The organism is Rhizobium sp. CRRU65, assembly GCF_048551595.1.
Taxonomy (GTDB): Bacteria; Pseudomonadota; Alphaproteobacteria; order Rhizobiales; family Rhizobiaceae; genus Rhizobium; species Rhizobium leguminosarum_J.
The window spans coordinates 172957-187446 of sequence record NZ_JBLYZH010000004.1 but is presented as its reverse complement, the minus strand read 5'-3'; the positions used below and the strand labels follow the sequence as shown (position 1 = coordinate 187446).

The 14490-nt window shown below is 60.4% G+C and carries 15 protein-coding genes; 3 read left to right on the top strand and 12 right to left on the bottom strand.

Features of this window, described 5'->3' with window-relative positions; all coding sequences use genetic code 11:
* Positions 1-143 precede the first annotated feature (143 nt).
* The 3 genes from ACM5SV_RS09905 (at position 144) to ACM5SV_RS09895 (ending at position 3708) form a co-directional block, all read left to right on the top strand.
* Positions 144-2045 (top strand): putative bifunctional diguanylate cyclase/phosphodiesterase, encoded by a 1902-nt coding sequence (locus ACM5SV_RS09905; RefSeq protein WP_222014321.1) that lies wholly within the window; start codon positions 144-146, stop codon positions 2043-2045.
* A 136-nt stretch (positions 2046-2181) separates the two neighbouring features.
* Positions 2182-2841 carry an HD domain-containing protein gene (locus ACM5SV_RS09900; protein WP_222014460.1) on the top strand — a complete coding sequence of 220 codons (660 nt, stop codon included), beginning with the start codon at positions 2182-2184 and terminating at the stop codon, positions 2839-2841.
* A gap of 9 nt (positions 2842-2850) precedes the next feature.
* Entirely contained in the window at positions 2851-3708 is an 858-nt protein-coding gene (locus ACM5SV_RS09895; protein WP_222014322.1) for an MOSC domain-containing protein, read from the top strand.
* 67 nt (positions 3709-3775) lie between these two features.
* On the opposite strand, the gene ACM5SV_RS09890 is transcribed toward ACM5SV_RS09895, so the two are convergent.
* The 12 genes from ACM5SV_RS09890 to rpoZ all read right to left on the bottom strand — a co-directional run bounded on the left by ACM5SV_RS09890 (position 3776) and on the right by rpoZ (position 14308).
* The gene (locus ACM5SV_RS09890; protein ID WP_222014323.1) at positions 3776-4771 is read right to left on the bottom strand and encodes an aldo/keto reductase; all 996 of its coding nucleotides are present in this window, start codon (positions 4769-4771) and stop codon (positions 3776-3778) included.
* Between the two features lie 102 nt (positions 4772-4873).
* A complete protein-coding gene (recO, locus tag ACM5SV_RS09885; protein ID WP_222014325.1) occupies positions 4874-5644 on the bottom strand; it encodes a DNA repair protein RecO in 771 nt (256 codons plus the stop codon).
* A gap of 120 nt (positions 5645-5764) precedes the next feature.
* Positions 5765-6250: a response regulator gene (locus tag ACM5SV_RS09880; RefSeq protein WP_012756791.1), complete on the bottom strand. Its 486-nt coding sequence runs from the start codon at positions 6248-6250 to the stop codon at positions 5765-5767.
* A 208-nt stretch (positions 6251-6458) separates the two neighbouring features.
* Positions 6459-7211, bottom strand: a complete 753-nt coding sequence (locus ACM5SV_RS09875; RefSeq protein ID WP_012756790.1) for a Crp/Fnr family transcriptional regulator — start codon at positions 7209-7211, stop codon at positions 6459-6461.
* 150 nt (positions 7212-7361) lie between these two features.
* Positions 7362-8303 (bottom strand): GTPase Era, encoded by a 942-nt coding sequence (era, locus tag ACM5SV_RS09870; protein WP_012756789.1) that lies wholly within the window; start codon positions 8301-8303, stop codon positions 7362-7364.
* A gap of 7 nt (positions 8304-8310) precedes the next feature.
* The gene (gene rnc / locus ACM5SV_RS09865) at positions 8311-9030 is read right to left on the bottom strand and encodes a ribonuclease III (RefSeq protein ID WP_003546941.1); all 720 of its coding nucleotides are present in this window, start codon (positions 9028-9030) and stop codon (positions 8311-8313) included.
* Positions 9027-9770 carry a signal peptidase I gene (lepB, locus tag ACM5SV_RS09860; protein WP_012756788.1) on the bottom strand — a complete coding sequence of 248 codons (744 nt, stop codon included), beginning with the start codon at positions 9768-9770 and terminating at the stop codon, positions 9027-9029. Before lepB ends, rnc begins: the two co-directional genes overlap by 4 nt.
* A 157-nt stretch (positions 9771-9927) precedes the next feature.
* Positions 9928-10332: a holo-ACP synthase gene (acpS, locus tag ACM5SV_RS09855; protein WP_012756787.1), complete on the bottom strand. Its 405-nt coding sequence runs from the start codon at positions 10330-10332 to the stop codon at positions 9928-9930.
* A 38-nt stretch (positions 10333-10370) separates the two neighbouring features.
* On the bottom strand, positions 10371-10961 hold the full coding sequence (locus ACM5SV_RS09850) for a DUF2062 domain-containing protein (RefSeq protein ID WP_419425181.1): 591 nt from the start codon (positions 10959-10961) through the stop codon (positions 10371-10373).
* Between the two features lie 160 nt (positions 10962-11121).
* Positions 11122-11271: a DUF3563 family protein gene (locus tag ACM5SV_RS09845; protein WP_012756785.1), complete on the bottom strand. Its 150-nt coding sequence runs from the start codon at positions 11269-11271 to the stop codon at positions 11122-11124.
* A 193-nt stretch (positions 11272-11464) separates the two neighbouring features.
* Positions 11465-13699, bottom strand: a complete 2235-nt coding sequence (locus ACM5SV_RS09840) for a RelA/SpoT family protein (RefSeq protein WP_012756784.1) — start codon at positions 13697-13699, stop codon at positions 11465-11467.
* 204 nt (positions 13700-13903) lie between these two features.
* Positions 13904-14308 (bottom strand): DNA-directed RNA polymerase subunit omega, encoded by a 405-nt coding sequence (gene rpoZ, locus ACM5SV_RS09835; RefSeq protein WP_003558080.1) that lies wholly within the window; start codon positions 14306-14308, stop codon positions 13904-13906.
* Between the last annotated feature and the right edge of the window lie 182 nt (positions 14309-14490).

The following is a 14490-nucleotide window of genomic DNA, read 5'->3' as shown; positions in this document are numbered from 1 at the left end:
TTCACGCATCACCAGCAGGCGTCCAGCTTATCAAAATCAATCTCTGTATTCATTTTAGAAAGGTCTTCTATGTCCGGCGAAATGAGGCACGTTCATCAAACGAGGACGCTTCCCTCCGCTGTCGTCCCGCGAGACGCATTCACATGAAAGCTGAAGCACTCTTCTGGCGGCAATGTACCGAGGCCGTCACCGCCGATGGATCGATCGATGCGCAGCGCCTGATGGATCTTGTGATCGCGACCTATCGCGTCCATGAAAGCGACTATGACGAAATCGAGAGAAGCGCGGAAACGCTGCTAAGGGAAAACCATGCGCTGAGAGGCAATATTTCCGCCCTCAGCAAAGCGTTCGACGGACAGAAAAAGCTCTTCGAAATCATCCTCAACAACCTGCCGCTCGGTCTCAGCGTCTTCGACGCCGACCAGCGGCTGACGCTTTCCAACACCCGCTTCCGCCAGCTCTTCGACCTGACGGACGAAGATGTCATTGCCGGCGCGACAATCGCCGATCTCACGGCCAAAATGCGCGGCACGGAGAGCGCCAGCGCCAAGCCCGGCCGGCGGTCCGGGCGACATTCCTCCGCAACCGCAAGGAGCAGTAGTCTCCGTCGGCGCGAATGGTTGATGGACGATGGCCGCATCATCCAGAGCATGGTGACTATCCTTTCCGACGGCAGCAACATTTCCATTCATGCCGATATTACCGAGGATCGAAGGGCGGCCGAGCGCATCACCTATCTCGCCCACCACGACCCGCTGACCGGCCTTCCGAATCGCATCCATTTCCGCGAGCAGGTGGATGCGACGCTCACAGAGCGCAGGCCAGATCAGCAGATTGCCCTCGTTCACCTCAATCTCGACCGGTTCAAATCGATCAACAACACGATGGGCGTTTCGGCCGGCGACAAGATCCTGCTGCAGGTCGCCGAGCGCATCCGAGCCTCGGCCGGTTCGGAAAACACCCTGGCGCGCCTCGGCTCGGACGAATTCGCCATCCTGCAGACGGGCAGGCAGCAGCCCCGGAACGTGACGGCGCTTGCCGAGCGGATCCGCCGGGAGCTTTCCAAACCATTCCTCCACGGCGAAAAACAGGTGGAGCTCAGCGTCTCCATGGGCATCGCAATCGCCCCTGAGGATGGCGAGGAAACCGATATCCTGTTGAAAAATGCCGGCGTGGCGCTGTCACATGCCAAGGCGGACGGCCGCAAACGCGAACGTTTCTTCGCCAGCGAGATGGAAGCGCAGATCCAGCTGCGCCACGCACTGGAGGCGGACCTCAGAGCAGCCGTTGAGAATGAAGAATTCGAGCTGCACTACCAGCCGCTTTATGACCTCGTGCAGCGGCGCATCTGTGGCTTCGAAGCGTTGATCCGTTGGAACCACCCGGCTCGAGGCCGCGTTCCGCCGATGGATTTCATTCCGCTTGCCGAAGAGGTGGGCCTTGTCGTTGATATCGGCCGTTGGGTTTTGCACCGGGCCTGCAACGATGCAGCGCAATGGCCGGAGGGCATCAAGATCGCCGTCAACGTTTCGGCAATCCAATTCAGCAGCAGCGACCTGACGCGAGATGTCAGCGAGGCGCTTGCCGCCGCTGCGCTGTTGCCGTCGCGGCTTGAACTCGAAATCACCGAGAGCGTGCTGATGGAAAATCTAAGCGACGTGCTGCCGATCCTGCATGCGCTGAAGGAGCGCGGCATCCGCATCTCGATGGACGATTTCGGAACCGGCTATTCCTCACTGAGCTATCTCTCGAGCTTCCCCTTCGACAAGATCAAGATCGACAAGTCCTTCGTCAACGACATCGTCGACAACAAGGAAGCGCATGCGATCATGCACGCGATCATCCTGCTCGGCGATGCGCTCGGCATGCGCGTCACCGTCGAGGGCGTCGAAACGGCCGCGCAGCTGGCGCTGCTCGAATGCGAGGAATGCGACGAGATCCAAGGCTATCACATCAGTCCGCCGCGACCGGCGCGTGACGTGCCCCATCTTCTCTCCCTGCCGCCGAACGGCGGCGTGACGCATCTTCCTGAAGCCAAGCACTGAGATCCCTCTCGATTGCGACTCGCACGGCAAGCCGCTACAAATTCGGCTGCGATTCCTGAGATCTTCGTTGTCGCATCCTTTTACCGCCCGCATTCCATTCCGCGCCGATGCCTATCGGCGGAAAACGATCTTCCTCATGACAGGTGGCGCTATGTTGGCGGCTGAAGCCTTCTCCCCACACGAAACGCTTGCCGCGGCGCTGATTGCGCATGCGGCCGACGGCGACGACGGCTCGCACGATCTTGCCCATATTCTGCGCGTCTTCAGGAATGCCATGCGCATCCATGCGGAAGAAGGCGGCGACGGGCGAGTTCTTGCCGCTTCCGTGCTGCTGCACGACTGCGTCGCCGTCGAGAAGAATTCGCCGCTGCGGGCAAAAGCATCGGCTTTGGCGGCGGAGAAGGCATCGGCGATCCTGGCGGAACTCGGCTGGAGCGAGGCCGATATCGAAGACGCAGCCCACGCAATCACCGCGCACAGTTTCTCGGCCGGGGTGACGCCGCAGACGCTGGAGGCGAAGATCCTGCAGGATGCCGACCGGCTGGACGCGATCGGCATGGTCGGCGTCGCACGCTGCTTCTATATCGCCGGGCGACTGGGATCCAGGCTCTACGATCCGTTCGACCCGGCGGCAGCGGACCGCCCGTTCGATGACAAGCGTTATGCCATTGACCATTTCGAGACGAAGCTGTTCAAACTGGCGGAAGGATTCCAGACCGAGACCGGCCGCAGGCTGGCGGCCGCGCGCGATAAAAGCCTGCGCGAATTCCTCTCGGCCTTCATGGATGAAATCTAGGAGCACAACATGCGTGTCAGCGACCTCTTCATCTACCCGCTCAAGAGCGCCCGCGGCATTGCGCTGCCGGCCGCCGACATCGACGCCTATGGGCTTCCCGGCGACCGGCGGGCGATGATCACCGATGCGCAAGGGCACTTCATCACCCAGCGCGAGTTGCCCGACCTCGCGCGCATCGAAGTGCGACCGGAAGCGAGCGCCTTTCGGCTGCTGATGCAGGGGAAAACGGACATATCGGTAGCGCCGCCTCGGCCTGAAACCCGCATGGATGTGACTGTATGGAAATCTGTCGTCAGCGCCGCCGTCGCCGATCCGGTGAGCAACCGGCAGCTTTCCGAATGGCTTGGCCGCGAGGTGCGCCTCGTCTTCTTCGACGGGCAGGCACGGCGGACGGCGAATGCCGAATGGGCCGGTGAAGCCACGCCCGTCACCTTTACCGACGGCTATCAGATCCTGGTAACGACGACCGGCTCGCTGAAAGCGTTAAATGCCGATCTCGCCGCCCATGGCAAAGGCAGTGTCGGCATGGAACGCTTTCGTCCGAACATCGTCGTCGATACCGACGAGGCCTGGCCGGAGGACCGCTGGGCGGCGATCGAGATCGCCGGCATCCGCTTCGATCTCGTCAAGCCCTGCTCCCGCTGCATCATGACGACTCAGGACCAGTTGACCGGGTCCCGCGAGGGACCAAACCCGATGCCGGCCATGGGCCGCATCCGCATGTCGGCCGACCGGCGCGTGCCGGGCCCGCTCTTCGGCTGGAACGTCACGCCGCGCGGCAGCGGCAGGATCACAATCGGTGACACCGTCCGCATCGTTGAAGAGAGGCCGGAAGGCTGGGCGCTTAAGCGCGGCGCCGCAGCATAGAGCAATTCCGGGAAGAGTGCGAAGCGGTTTTCCGTCCGGAATTGCGTGAAAACAAAGAGTTAGAGCATCACACGCGATCGAGCGCGGCATCGATGCCCGCCATGATATCGGCCGGCAACGGTCCTTTTTCCAACGCGCCGGCATTTTCCTCCACCTGGGCAACAGTGCGGAAGCCCGGAATGGGAAGGGTGCGCGGCGAGCGTGCCCAGAGCCAGGCAAGCGCGCCCTGCGTCAGCGTGCGGCCGCCTGATGTCAGGAGATCGCGGACGGCATCGAGCCGTGCGGCGAATTCCGGGGCAATACGCCCGTCCTTGAAATAGACCATCCAGTCGAGGGCCGCCCCACGGACATCCTTGGCGCCCACTGCCTTGTCGGCGGTGAACTTGCCGGTCAGCAGCCCCATCGCCAGCGGACCGCGATTGATTGACATCAGGCCTTTCCCCTCGATCACCGAGATCATCTCCGGCACCGGTTCGAAAACATTCATCGTATGCTGGATCGAGACGTACCCCTGGCGGCTGGTATGATGGGCGGCACGATCGGGAAAATCGGTGCTCCAGCCGAACGCATCGATCTTGCCTTCGGCGCGCAGCGCCTCCAGCGTATCGAAGACGGCATCCGACTGTTCCAGCGGAAAATCATTGAGGTGGAACTGCAGGAGATCGAGACGATCGCGCTCGAGGCGGCGCAGCGAGGTCTCGACCGAACGGCGGATGAAGGCCTCATCGGCGAAGGCGCCGGTTGCCTGCTTGGTTTCCGGATCGGTGGCGAAGCCGAACTTGGTGGCGATGACGATATCGTCGCGATTGCCGATCGCCCGACCGAGCACTTCCTCCGAGTGGCCAGCGCCGTAGTTCGAGGCCGTGTCGAAGAAGCGGATGCCGAGTTCGATGGCGCGGTGAATCGCTTCCACGGATTCATCGTCGTCGACATCACCCCAGCCTAGCGGCGTGTCGCCGGCGAAGAAGGGACCGCCGATCGCCCAGCATCCCATGCCGAGACGCGGTATTTCGCGGCCATTCCAGAGCGTGATCGTTGTCGATGATGCGGGCTTGGTCAGCATGAGATCCTCCTTGATTGGCAGTCCTGTGAAGACATAGGAGGCGCTCATGAGCGGGTAAACCGCCAAATCCGGAGGATGTTTTGCACCGGTAAAAAACGGAGGTCAGGCGGAAACACCGTTCGGAACAGAAAGCGTCCGTGGGGTTGGATTAAGCGCCTTGAGTGCCGCCTGAACGAAGCCGTCGCGGGCTGCTACGGCTTCGATCCCGCGCGGCTCGTAGACATGGCGATGCAGAAAGAACCCTGTCAGACGGAATGCGGCTGAGAGACTTTCGAAGTCGGCCGCATGATTGCCTTCGATGCGGAGGAACGGCGGCAGGAGCAGCATCTTGTCCGCCCAGGGCGCACCAGCAGCGCGGCTGACGGCGCGGCCGGATTTCGGCGAGACATAGACGAGATCGGAACGGGCGCCCGTCGCGGCGCATTCGGCAAGATCGAGGCCGAAGCCGAGATCATTCAGCACCGCAAGCTCGAAACGCACGAAGAGTTCGCCAGCATCGGCCGGGTTATGCAGGTGATCGAGGATGACCTCAAGCGCATCGAAGAGGTGCGGATGCGGATCACGCTCCGGCAGCAGCCGCAGCAGCGCACCCATCGCCTGGACACCGTAGACGGCGGTCGCCGTTTCCATCAGCCGGGCAGCGCGCAGCGTCACCGGCTCAACGCGAAATTCGCCCAGATGCTCGTCAAGCCGGGCACGCCAGATGACTTCCACGGCATTGCCCGCCTGCAGCACCGGCTGCATGGCGCGCGAGCGTCCGGAGCGCACCAGGCCGAGATGGCGGCCACGATCACGCGTCATCACCTCGACGATGACGCTCGTCTCCCCGTGGCGTTTAACGCCCAGAATGATCGCATGGTCCTGCCACTGCATCGAAAGAAGTCCTTACGGCTGACGAATCCATCCTACTGCATAATTCAACGCGTTACAGCGTCCTTTGCGCGTCTGAAAAGACGCGCTGCAATGCAAGGCCTGGCTTCGTCATGGACCCCTTCAGGCGACAGCCGGGAAAAGCCTCTGCAGGAATTCCCGCATCGCCGTCTCGTCGAACGGCTTCACCAGAAGCGGTATGTGCTGCAGGTCAGGCGGGAAATCGCCGGTATCGGAATAGCCGCTAACGAAGCCGAAAGGGATGCCGATATCGAGAAGATGGCGGGCAAATCCGAAACTCATGCCCTCGCCGAGATTGACGTCAAGAAGGGCGAAATCATATTTCTCCGCAGCGATGGCAGCCCTCGCCTGTTCCAAACTGCCGACGATATCGATGCTCTCGACGCCGGCCAGGCGCAGAATATCCTCCGCCTCCATCGCGATGATCAAACTGTCTTCAAGAACCAGAACACGGATTGCGCTCATGATTCGATGCCCCTCGTCGGGCGCCTGTCGCAGCGCCCCGGCCGTTTCGCCAACATCATTGCCCTCCGGTGCCCCGCATGGCACGCTATCGGTGAATTCCGCCACCTTTTCTGAATAAACCATTTTTCTGCCCGGTCGATAAGAATCAAAATCGGAGGAAAGACGACGGCCGAGTTTATTTTGCCTGCTGCTAATCTGCATTTAAAAAAGACATAACCAAGCTGCTTGGCCAGGCATGTCGCGCAAAAGTGTGCAGCGGTTTTGCGACAGCGGCATGCGCAAAACAAAGACCTAAAGCGCGAGGCGCGAATCTGAAAGATCGCAACGCGCTTTAGATGAAGGGGCGTTTGCCCTCTCCGAGCCCTTCCCAGCCGGCGATCGCCATCAACTCCTCGCCGTTCAGCACCTCGCAGCCGCGCTCCTGCCAGCGGATCAACCCACGTTCGCTGAGCTTTTTCAAGGTCTTGTTGGTATGAACGATGGAAAGGCCGAGCGTGTCGGCAATGTGCTGCTGGGTGATGGGGATGAATTTGCGGCCGTTGAAGATATTGAGCTTCCGGCCGCGCTCGAACAGGAAAGCGATCAGGTAGGCTGCTCTTTCCAGCGCCGTGCGGCGGCCGATGCTCAGGAGATGCTCATCCAGGATGCGCTCCTCGCGCGCGGCGATCCAGGTGATGTCGAAGGCGAGCGAGGCGTGCTTGTTGTAGAGCGTCATCAGCCTGTCACGCTCGAAGACACAAAGGGACACGGGCGAAAGCGCTTCGACGGAATGCTGCATTTCACCGGCAATCGTTCCCTGCAGACCGACCAGGTCGCCCGGCATGATATAGTTCAGAATTTGGCGGCGCCCGTCCTCCAGCATCTTGTAGCGGAAGCCCCAGCCGGCAAGCACCGTGAAGAGGTGAGCGCTATGTGCGCCCTCGACGAGGATGGTGGAGCCGGCATCGACGGCAAGCTCACCCCTCTTGAAGCTCGAAACGAATTCCAGCTCGTCACGGCTGAATTCCCTGAAATGCGGCAGGGGCCGCAAAGGACATTGCTCGCAAGGGGTCTTGAAAGAATTGATGGGTCTCGACGTCGCCATACTTGCCCCCGCCGTCGCAAAATCGGCGCGCCAACATTGGCGCGCCGTTCATCAAGGAATGCGCAAAGCATGGATTTGTTCCATGAGCGAGGCGGATTTTTTATGCGGAAACAAAGGGCTGGCGCCAACCCGGCGAAATCCTTGCCATGCTTATTTCGGGAAATCGAGACCCATTTCGCGGAACCGCTCGGGATCATCACCCCAATTTTCGCGAACCTTGACGAACAGGAAGAGATGGACCGGCTGTTCGAGGATCTGCGACAATTCCTTGCGCGATGCAGTCGAGATCGCCTTGATGGTTTCACCACCCTTGCCGAGCGCGATCTTCTTCTGGCTGTCACGCTCGAGATAGATCACCTGCTCGATCCGCACCGAGCCGTCCTTGCGCTCTTCCCACGTCTCCGTTTCGACATGCGAGGCATAGGGAAGCTCCTGGTGCAGGCGCAGAAACAGCTTCTCGCGGGTAATCTCGGCGGCGAGCTGGCGCATCGGCAGATCGGAGATCTGGTCTTCCGGATAGTACCACGGCCCCTCCGGCAGCGTTTTCGCCAGATAGTCCATGAGGTCGTCGCAGCCGGAGCCGTTTTCGGCGGAGATCATGAAGGTGCGCTCGAAAGCGATCTTCTCGTTGGCGGCAGCGGCCAGTGCCAGCAGATCCTCGCGGTTGACGCGGTCGATCTTGTTGAGCAGCAGGATCTTCGGCTGCCGGACTTCCTTGAGGCCTTCGAGGATGGCTTCCGCATCGCCGCGCAGGCCGCGCTCGCTGTCGATCAGCAGCACGATCAGATCGGCATCCCTCGCACCGCCCCAGGCCGAGGTCACCATCGCGCGGTCAAGCCGGCGGCGCGGCTTGAAGATACCAGGCGTATCCATGAAGACGATCTGGGCATTGTCATGGATCGCGATGCCGCGGACGATGGCCCGCGTCGTCTGCACCTTATGGCTGACGATCGAGACCTTGGCGCCGACGAGGCGGTTCACCAGCGTCGACTTTCCGGCATTGGTCGGCCCGATAAGCGCGACAAAGCCCGAATGCGTCGGACCATTGGTTTCTGCGGCAGCTTCGGCCGCGATCTCTTCTTCTTGTGTCATTGTCCCGTCAGTTTCCGGCAGGCGATTGCTGCCAAATGCCTTCGCGCTCAAGCATCTTCGTTGCCGCGACCTGTTCGGCGGCACGCTTCGACCGCTCTACGCCGGTTTCGGGCTTAATGCCAGCAACTTCCACCGTCACCTTGAAGCGTGGATCATGATCCGGTCCGCTGCGTTCATCAACCCGGTAGATCGGCGTGACGCCGAATTTCGCATGCGACCACTCCTGCAGCTCGGTCTTGGCGTCGCGCTTGGCGCCATCGGCCCGCACCGCCCTGCCCTGCCAGTAACGCAGAATGAACCGGCGGGCGACTTCGAGGCCGCCGTCGAGATAGATCGCGGCGATCAGGCTTTCGACGACGTCGGCGCGCACGTTCATCATCCGCTTGCCGGTCAGTTTCTTCACATCGGCGCCGGTGCGGATATAGAGATGAAGATTGAGTTCATCGGCGACCGCGGCACAGGTTTCGGCGCTGACGAGCTGGTTGAGGCGAACCGAGAGCTCGCCTTCTCCTGCTGTGCCGAAGGTGCGGAACAGAAGCTCGGCGATGCAGAGCCCAAGGACCCTGTCGCCGAGGAATTCCAGCCGTTCGTAATTGCCGCCCTTTTCGGTGCGGGCGCTGGCATGGGTCAGCGCGCGATCCAGGCGTTCCTTTTCAGCGAAGTCATGACCGATCAGGGCTTCAAGCTTTGCGCGGTCCGCCGCAGAAAGCGTCTGCGCCTTACTCATTCAACAACCTTGAAGAGGCGGTCCCAACGCATGTTCGTCGGCCACTTCCAGATTTCGCGGAAGGAGGTGTCGTTGCCGAGCGAGAAGAAGATGACGCTGGCACGGCCGACAAGATTTTCGGCAGGCACGAAGCCGACGTCGAAGCGGCTGTCGAGCGAGTTGTCGCGGTTGTCGCCCATCATGAAATAATGGCCTTCCGGCACGATGAATTCGCGGGTGTTATCGCCACGCGACACCGGCGACTGATCGAGCGTGTCGTAGGACTTGCCGTCGTCGAGCGTTTCGCGGAACACCGGCACGTCCTCGCCCGGGTCGAGCTTGTAATCCGAAGTGAACGCACCGTCCGCCACCTTCGGAACCGGCTTGCCGTTGACGTAGAGCACGCCGTCGGTAACCTGGATACGGTCGCCGGGCAGGCCGATGCAGCGCTTGATATAGTCGATTTCGGGGTTCGGCGGGAAACGGAAGACGACGATGTCGCCACGCTTCGGATCGGCGCCGAACAGGCGGCCGCTGAAAACATCTGGCGAGAAGGGCAGCGAATATTTCGAATAGCCGTAAGCGAACTTGTTGACGAAGATGTAGTCGCCGACCAGCAGCGTCGGCATCATCGAACCGGACGGAATGGTAAAGGGCTGGAACAGCACCGTTCGGATCACCATCGCCAGAATCAGCGCCTGGATGATGACTTTGATATTTTCCCAGAGGGCGTTCGGCTTGGCTTCGACTTTTTCGGACACGCAGTCTTATTCCTTCAAGACGCCGCGGCGGCGCAATTCTTTCTGTCGTTCTCTCTAGCGGCTTCGACCGGTTGCGGCAATGGCGACAACATCAAAAGCGACGAGAGGTCGCGATCAACAGCGCCCGAGGTCGCGATCAACGCTCCCGAGGTCACGATCAGAGGCTCTCGGGCAACGCCTCGATAATGACGAAGGCCTGCGCCAAGGGATAATCATCCGTTATTGTCAAATGAATGGCGGGCCTGTGGCCCACGGGCAGCAGTGATTCGAGGATCAGCGCGGCGCCGCCCGATAAAAGCATGGTCGGCTTGCCGCTCGGCAGGTTGACGACGCCCATGTCCTTCCAGAAGACGCCCTGCGCTATGCCGGTGCCGAGCGCCTTGGAACAGGCCTCCTTGGCGGCAAAACGCTTGGCATAGGATGCGGCACGGTTTGCCCGCTTGTCGGAACGGGCGCGCTCGATCTCGGTGAAGCAACGATGGGTGAAACGCTCGCCGAAGCGCTCGATGGATTTCTCGACACGGCGAATGTCGATCAGATCGCTGCCAATGCCGATGATCATGCCGGAGCCTTCCGTCGCTTAAGAATTCTTGATCGGGTTCATACGCTCGGCATGTTGCCGGCTGGAACGGCAAGGCGCAGGCGCGCCCGCTCCATCAACCGTATATGCCGGCGCGTCTGAAAACCCCTGGCGGTGTAGAACGTCAGCGCATAGAGCGCAACGGAAGTGACGATCGCCGGCGGGATGGCGCCGACCAGCATCGGCTCCAGCACCGGCCTCCATAGCTCAGTGAAGTTCAGCTTGTGGAAAAGGGCGGCGAGATCCACCGTCTGACCGGCCAGTTGATCCTTGCGGCTCAACAGCAAATGTCCGATCTCCCAGGTGATCCCCCAGATAAAGGGATAGGTCAGCGGATTGCCGAAGGCGGCGCAGCCGAGGGCGGCGGCCACCATGCTACCGGAGAGGAAATAGGTGATGACGAAAGCCATGACGAAATGCACGCCGATGAAAGGCGTCCACGAGACGAAGACACCCGCAGCGACGCCGGCGGCAACCGCATGCGGCGAAGCGCTCAGGTGCAGGACGCGCATTGTCAGGTAACGGATCGGGCGAAGGAAACCCTTGCGAGGCCATAAAAGCTCCCGCATCTTTTCCTTGAATCCCGCAGGTTTGCGACGGCGAAACAACATGGCCGGTATTTAGTGCAGTGCACACCACCATGACAAGAGCGGCAAATGATACCGCTCGAAAATCCGCCCCTCATTTCTCTCTGTGAAGAGGAGCTTCTTCATGCCGAGGGGCGTCCGTTATGCATAACGTCCCTCACTCGTCTCAAGTATAAGTTTGGTGTCAGCGATTACGGAACAGACCGCGATCGACCTGGCGCTGACGAAACTCGAGGTCGATACGGTCGAACGAGCCATCCAAATATGCCATTTCACGTTCCTGCGTGGTCGGAGCGCGAAAGGCACGAGCGAATTTCTTAATAGGGTCAAACATTACGTTGTCTCATCTTCTGTTTACGTTTCGATGACCAGAAGATAGGCCTAGCAGAGGTTAATTACCACCACCGCAACATGGAGACAGCCATGCACTCACTGCATTACTCGCCTTTTTGATGCGCCATTCCGATCCTAAAACGACCATAAAATGTGCAATTTTTCGCTCAAATCCCTGAGGGCTTAATAAAAACTTACTCGTAGAGCCGCCGGACCGTGGCGATGCAATCCAGTTCCTTCATCTGGGCGAGCAGCTGGTTGAGCTGACGCAGGTCCCAGACCTCGACCTCGAGCATCATTTCGGTGAAATCGGCCGCCACCCGCACCGTGTTCAGCAAGCGGATATTGACGTCGATGCCGGCCACCGTCTGGGCGACCTTGGCAAGCGTGCCGGGTTCATTCAGCCCATTCACCATGATGCGCGCCATGAAACGCGACTTATTGGCTTCGTCGAGATCCCAGCGGACGTCGATCCAGCGGTCGGGCTGATCGTCGAAGCGCTGCAGGCTCGGCGACTGGATCGGATAGATGGTGATGCCCTTGCCCTGGTCCATGATGCCGACGATGCGATCGCCGGGCACGGCACCGGTCGGCGCGAACTTGACGTCGACATTGCCGGACAGGCCGCGGATCGGCCCGATATCGGCATCGGCGTCGATTTCCGAATGGCCGCCGTCGTGCCCTGCCTTGGTCTTGCCGGGGATCTTGAAGATCATGCCGGCGGCGCTGCGGACGTTGAACCAGCCGTCATCGCCGGAGGGCTTCACGGTGACGCGCTCGTCCTGATGATCAGGATAGACGGCGCGCAGCACGTCGAGCGAAGACATTTCGCCGCGGCCGACAGCGGCGATCGCATCCTCGACATCCTTCTGGCCGAGACGGTGCAGCGCCGGCTTCATCGCCTCGCGCGAGAAAATCTTGCCGGCCCTGTTGAAGGTGCGCTCGAGAATGCGGTGGCCGAGGCCGGCATATTGCTTGCGGATCGCCATGCGGGTGGCGCGACGGATGGCGGCGCGCGCCTTGCCGGTCACGACGATCTCCTCCCAGGCGGCCGGCGGAACCTGCACGCCGGAGCGGATGATCTCGACCTCGTCGCCATTCGCAAGCCGCGTCACCAGCGGCATGATGCGGCCGTTGATCTTGGCGCCCACCGTGGTATCGCCGATATTGGTGTGCACCGCATAGGCGAAATCGATCGGGGTGGCGCCACGCGGCAAGGCAATCAGCTTGCCCTTCGGCGTGAAGCAGAAGACCTGGTCCTGGAACAGCTCGAGCTTGGTGTGCTCGAGGAATTCTTCCGGGCTGTCGCCCTCGGCCAGCGCCTCGATCGTATGGCGCAGCCAGGAATAGGCATTGGATTCGCGAGAAAGGATGTCGCCATCGGCATTGGTGGCGCCGTCCTTATAGAGCGTGTGGGCGGCGATGCCGAATTCGGCGATTTCGTGCATGCGCTTGGTGCGGATCTGCAGTTCGATGCGCTGGCTGGAAGGACCGACGATGGTGGTGTGCAGCGAACGGTAATCGTTCTGCTTCGGCGTCGAGATATAGTCCTTGAAGCGGCCGGGCACGACGCGCCAGCGCGTGTGGACGATGCCGAGCGCCCGATAACAGGAAGGGATATCCTCGACGATCAGGCGGAAGCCGTAGACATCGGAAAGCTGCTCGAAGGAAAGCGACTTCGACTGCATCTTGCGGAAGACCGAATAGGGCTTCTTCTGCCGGCCCTTGACGTAGGCGCTCGTCAGGCCGCTTGCGACCAAAAGGTCGCGCAGCTCGGCCTCGATCTTCTTGACGATGCCCTCGTTGCGCTTCGAAAGCTCTTCCAGCCTTTTGGTGACGGTCTCGTAGGCTTCCGGGTTCATATGCCGGAAGGAGAGCTCTTCGAGTTCCTCGCGCATGTCCTGCATGCCCATGCGGCCAGCGAGCGGCGCATAGATTTCCATCGTCTCCTCGGAGATGCGGGCACGCTTGTCGGCCGACATGTGATCGAGGGTGCGCATATTGTGCAGGCGGTCGGCAAGCTTGACGAGCAGCACGCGCACATCGTCGGAAATGGCGAGCAGCAGCTTGCGCAGGTTTTCCGCCTGCTTGGCCTTTTTGGTGACGAGATCGAGCTTCTTGATCTTGGTCAGACCCTCGACCAGGCGGCCGATATCCTCGCCGAAGAGTTCATCGATTTCGGCGCGCGTCGCCGTCGTGTCCTCGATGGTATCGTGCAGCAGAGCTACCGCGATCGTCGATTCATCGAGGTGCATGTCGGTGAGGATGGCGGCGACCTCGAGCGGATGGGAAATATAGGGATCGCCGCTCGCGCGCTTTTGCTGGCCATGTTTCTGCATGGCATAAACATAGGCCTTGTTCAGCAGTGCTTCATTGGCATCGGGCTTGTATTGCTGAACCCGCTCCACGAGCTCGTACTGCCGCATCATTCCAAAGCCACTCCGATAAAAATAAAAGCGCGCCAATCAACGATTGGCGCACACATGGGCAATAATATGCCTAAGCAATAAAGGTGCAAGATTGACGATTGGTAATCGTCGCTCTTTTGCATCGCATGCAGCTTTTTCCGGATCGCATCAGCGCGACCGGGCGATCGCATTGATGCGATGCGACAGAGGATCCGGCAGACGCGCTTAGTAGTCGTCGCTCTTTTCCGGCGGCACCAGGCCTTCGATGCCGGCGAGCAGCTCTTCTTCCGACATCTGGTCGAAAGTGATCGTCTCCGGCACGTCGTCCTGCTCTTCGCTGTCGGCTGCGGCGACACCGCCGGCGGCGATCATGCTTGCCGGATCGGGTTCGGGCTCGTCGACTTCGACATGCTTCTGCAGCGAATGGATCAGATCTTCCTTGAGGTCATCCGGCGAAAGCGTCTCATCGGCAATTTCGCGCAGGGCCACCACAGGGTTCTTGTCGTTGTCGCGATCGATGGTGATCGAGGCACCCTGGGAAATCAGCCGGGCGCGGTGGCTGGCGAGCAGAACCAGCTCGAAGCGGTTCTCCACCTTGTCGATGCAATCTTCAACTGTGACACGGGCCATTGCCTGTCCTTTACGGTCGTCATTTCGGGATTAACACGCCCGATACAATTAAAACCGGGCAAATACAAGTTTTTCATTCCGGCTCCCCTCGTCTTTATCCGCGGCTGAGCTAGATTCCCATGGAGAATGTCATAATTCCACCGAAGGTTGCTTGGAATATGTCGAATCGTGCCCTAAATCTT

Excerpts from the sequence above, each read along its gene's own strand:
- ACM5SV_RS09880 (WP_012756791.1), bottom strand. The coding sequence starts at position 6,250 with ATGGTTTATTCAGAAAAGGTGGCGGAATTCACCGATAGCGTGCCATGC.
- ACM5SV_RS09900 (WP_222014460.1), top strand. The coding sequence starts at position 2,182 with ATGACAGGTGGCGCTATGTTGGCGGCTGAAGCCTTCTCCCCACACGAA.
- era (WP_012756789.1), bottom strand. The coding sequence starts at position 8,303 with ATGACACAAGAAGAAGAGATCGCGGCCGAAGCTGCCGCAGAAACCAAT.
- rnc (WP_003546941.1), bottom strand. The coding sequence starts at position 9,030 with ATGAGTAAGGCGCAGACGCTTTCTGCGGCGGACCGCGCAAAGCTTGAA.
- ACM5SV_RS09840 (WP_012756784.1), bottom strand. The coding sequence starts at position 13,699 with ATGATGCGGCAGTACGAGCTCGTGGAGCGGGTTCAGCAATACAAGCCC.
- ACM5SV_RS09905 (WP_222014321.1), top strand. The coding sequence starts at position 144 with ATGAAAGCTGAAGCACTCTTCTGGCGGCAATGTACCGAGGCCGTCACC.
- ACM5SV_RS09890 (WP_222014323.1), bottom strand. The coding sequence starts at position 4,771 with ATGCTGACCAAGCCCGCATCATCGACAACGATCACGCTCTGGAATGGC.
- rpoZ (WP_003558080.1), bottom strand. The coding sequence starts at position 14,308 with ATGGCCCGTGTCACAGTTGAAGATTGCATCGACAAGGTGGAGAACCGC.
- ACM5SV_RS09845 (WP_012756785.1), bottom strand. The coding sequence starts at position 11,271 with ATGTTTGACCCTATTAAGAAATTCGCTCGTGCCTTTCGCGCTCCGACC.
- ACM5SV_RS09875 (WP_012756790.1), bottom strand. The coding sequence starts at position 7,211 with ATGGCGACGTCGAGACCCATCAATTCTTTCAAGACCCCTTGCGAGCAA.
- acpS (WP_012756787.1), bottom strand. The coding sequence starts at position 10,332 with ATGATCATCGGCATTGGCAGCGATCTGATCGACATTCGCCGTGTCGAG.
- ACM5SV_RS09895 (WP_222014322.1), top strand. The coding sequence starts at position 2,851 with ATGCGTGTCAGCGACCTCTTCATCTACCCGCTCAAGAGCGCCCGCGGC.
- ACM5SV_RS09850 (WP_419425181.1), bottom strand. The coding sequence starts at position 10,961 with ATGTTGTTTCGCCGTCGCAAACCTGCGGGATTCAAGGAAAAGATGCGG.
- recO (WP_222014325.1), bottom strand. The coding sequence starts at position 5,644 with ATGCAGTGGCAGGACCATGCGATCATTCTGGGCGTTAAACGCCACGGG.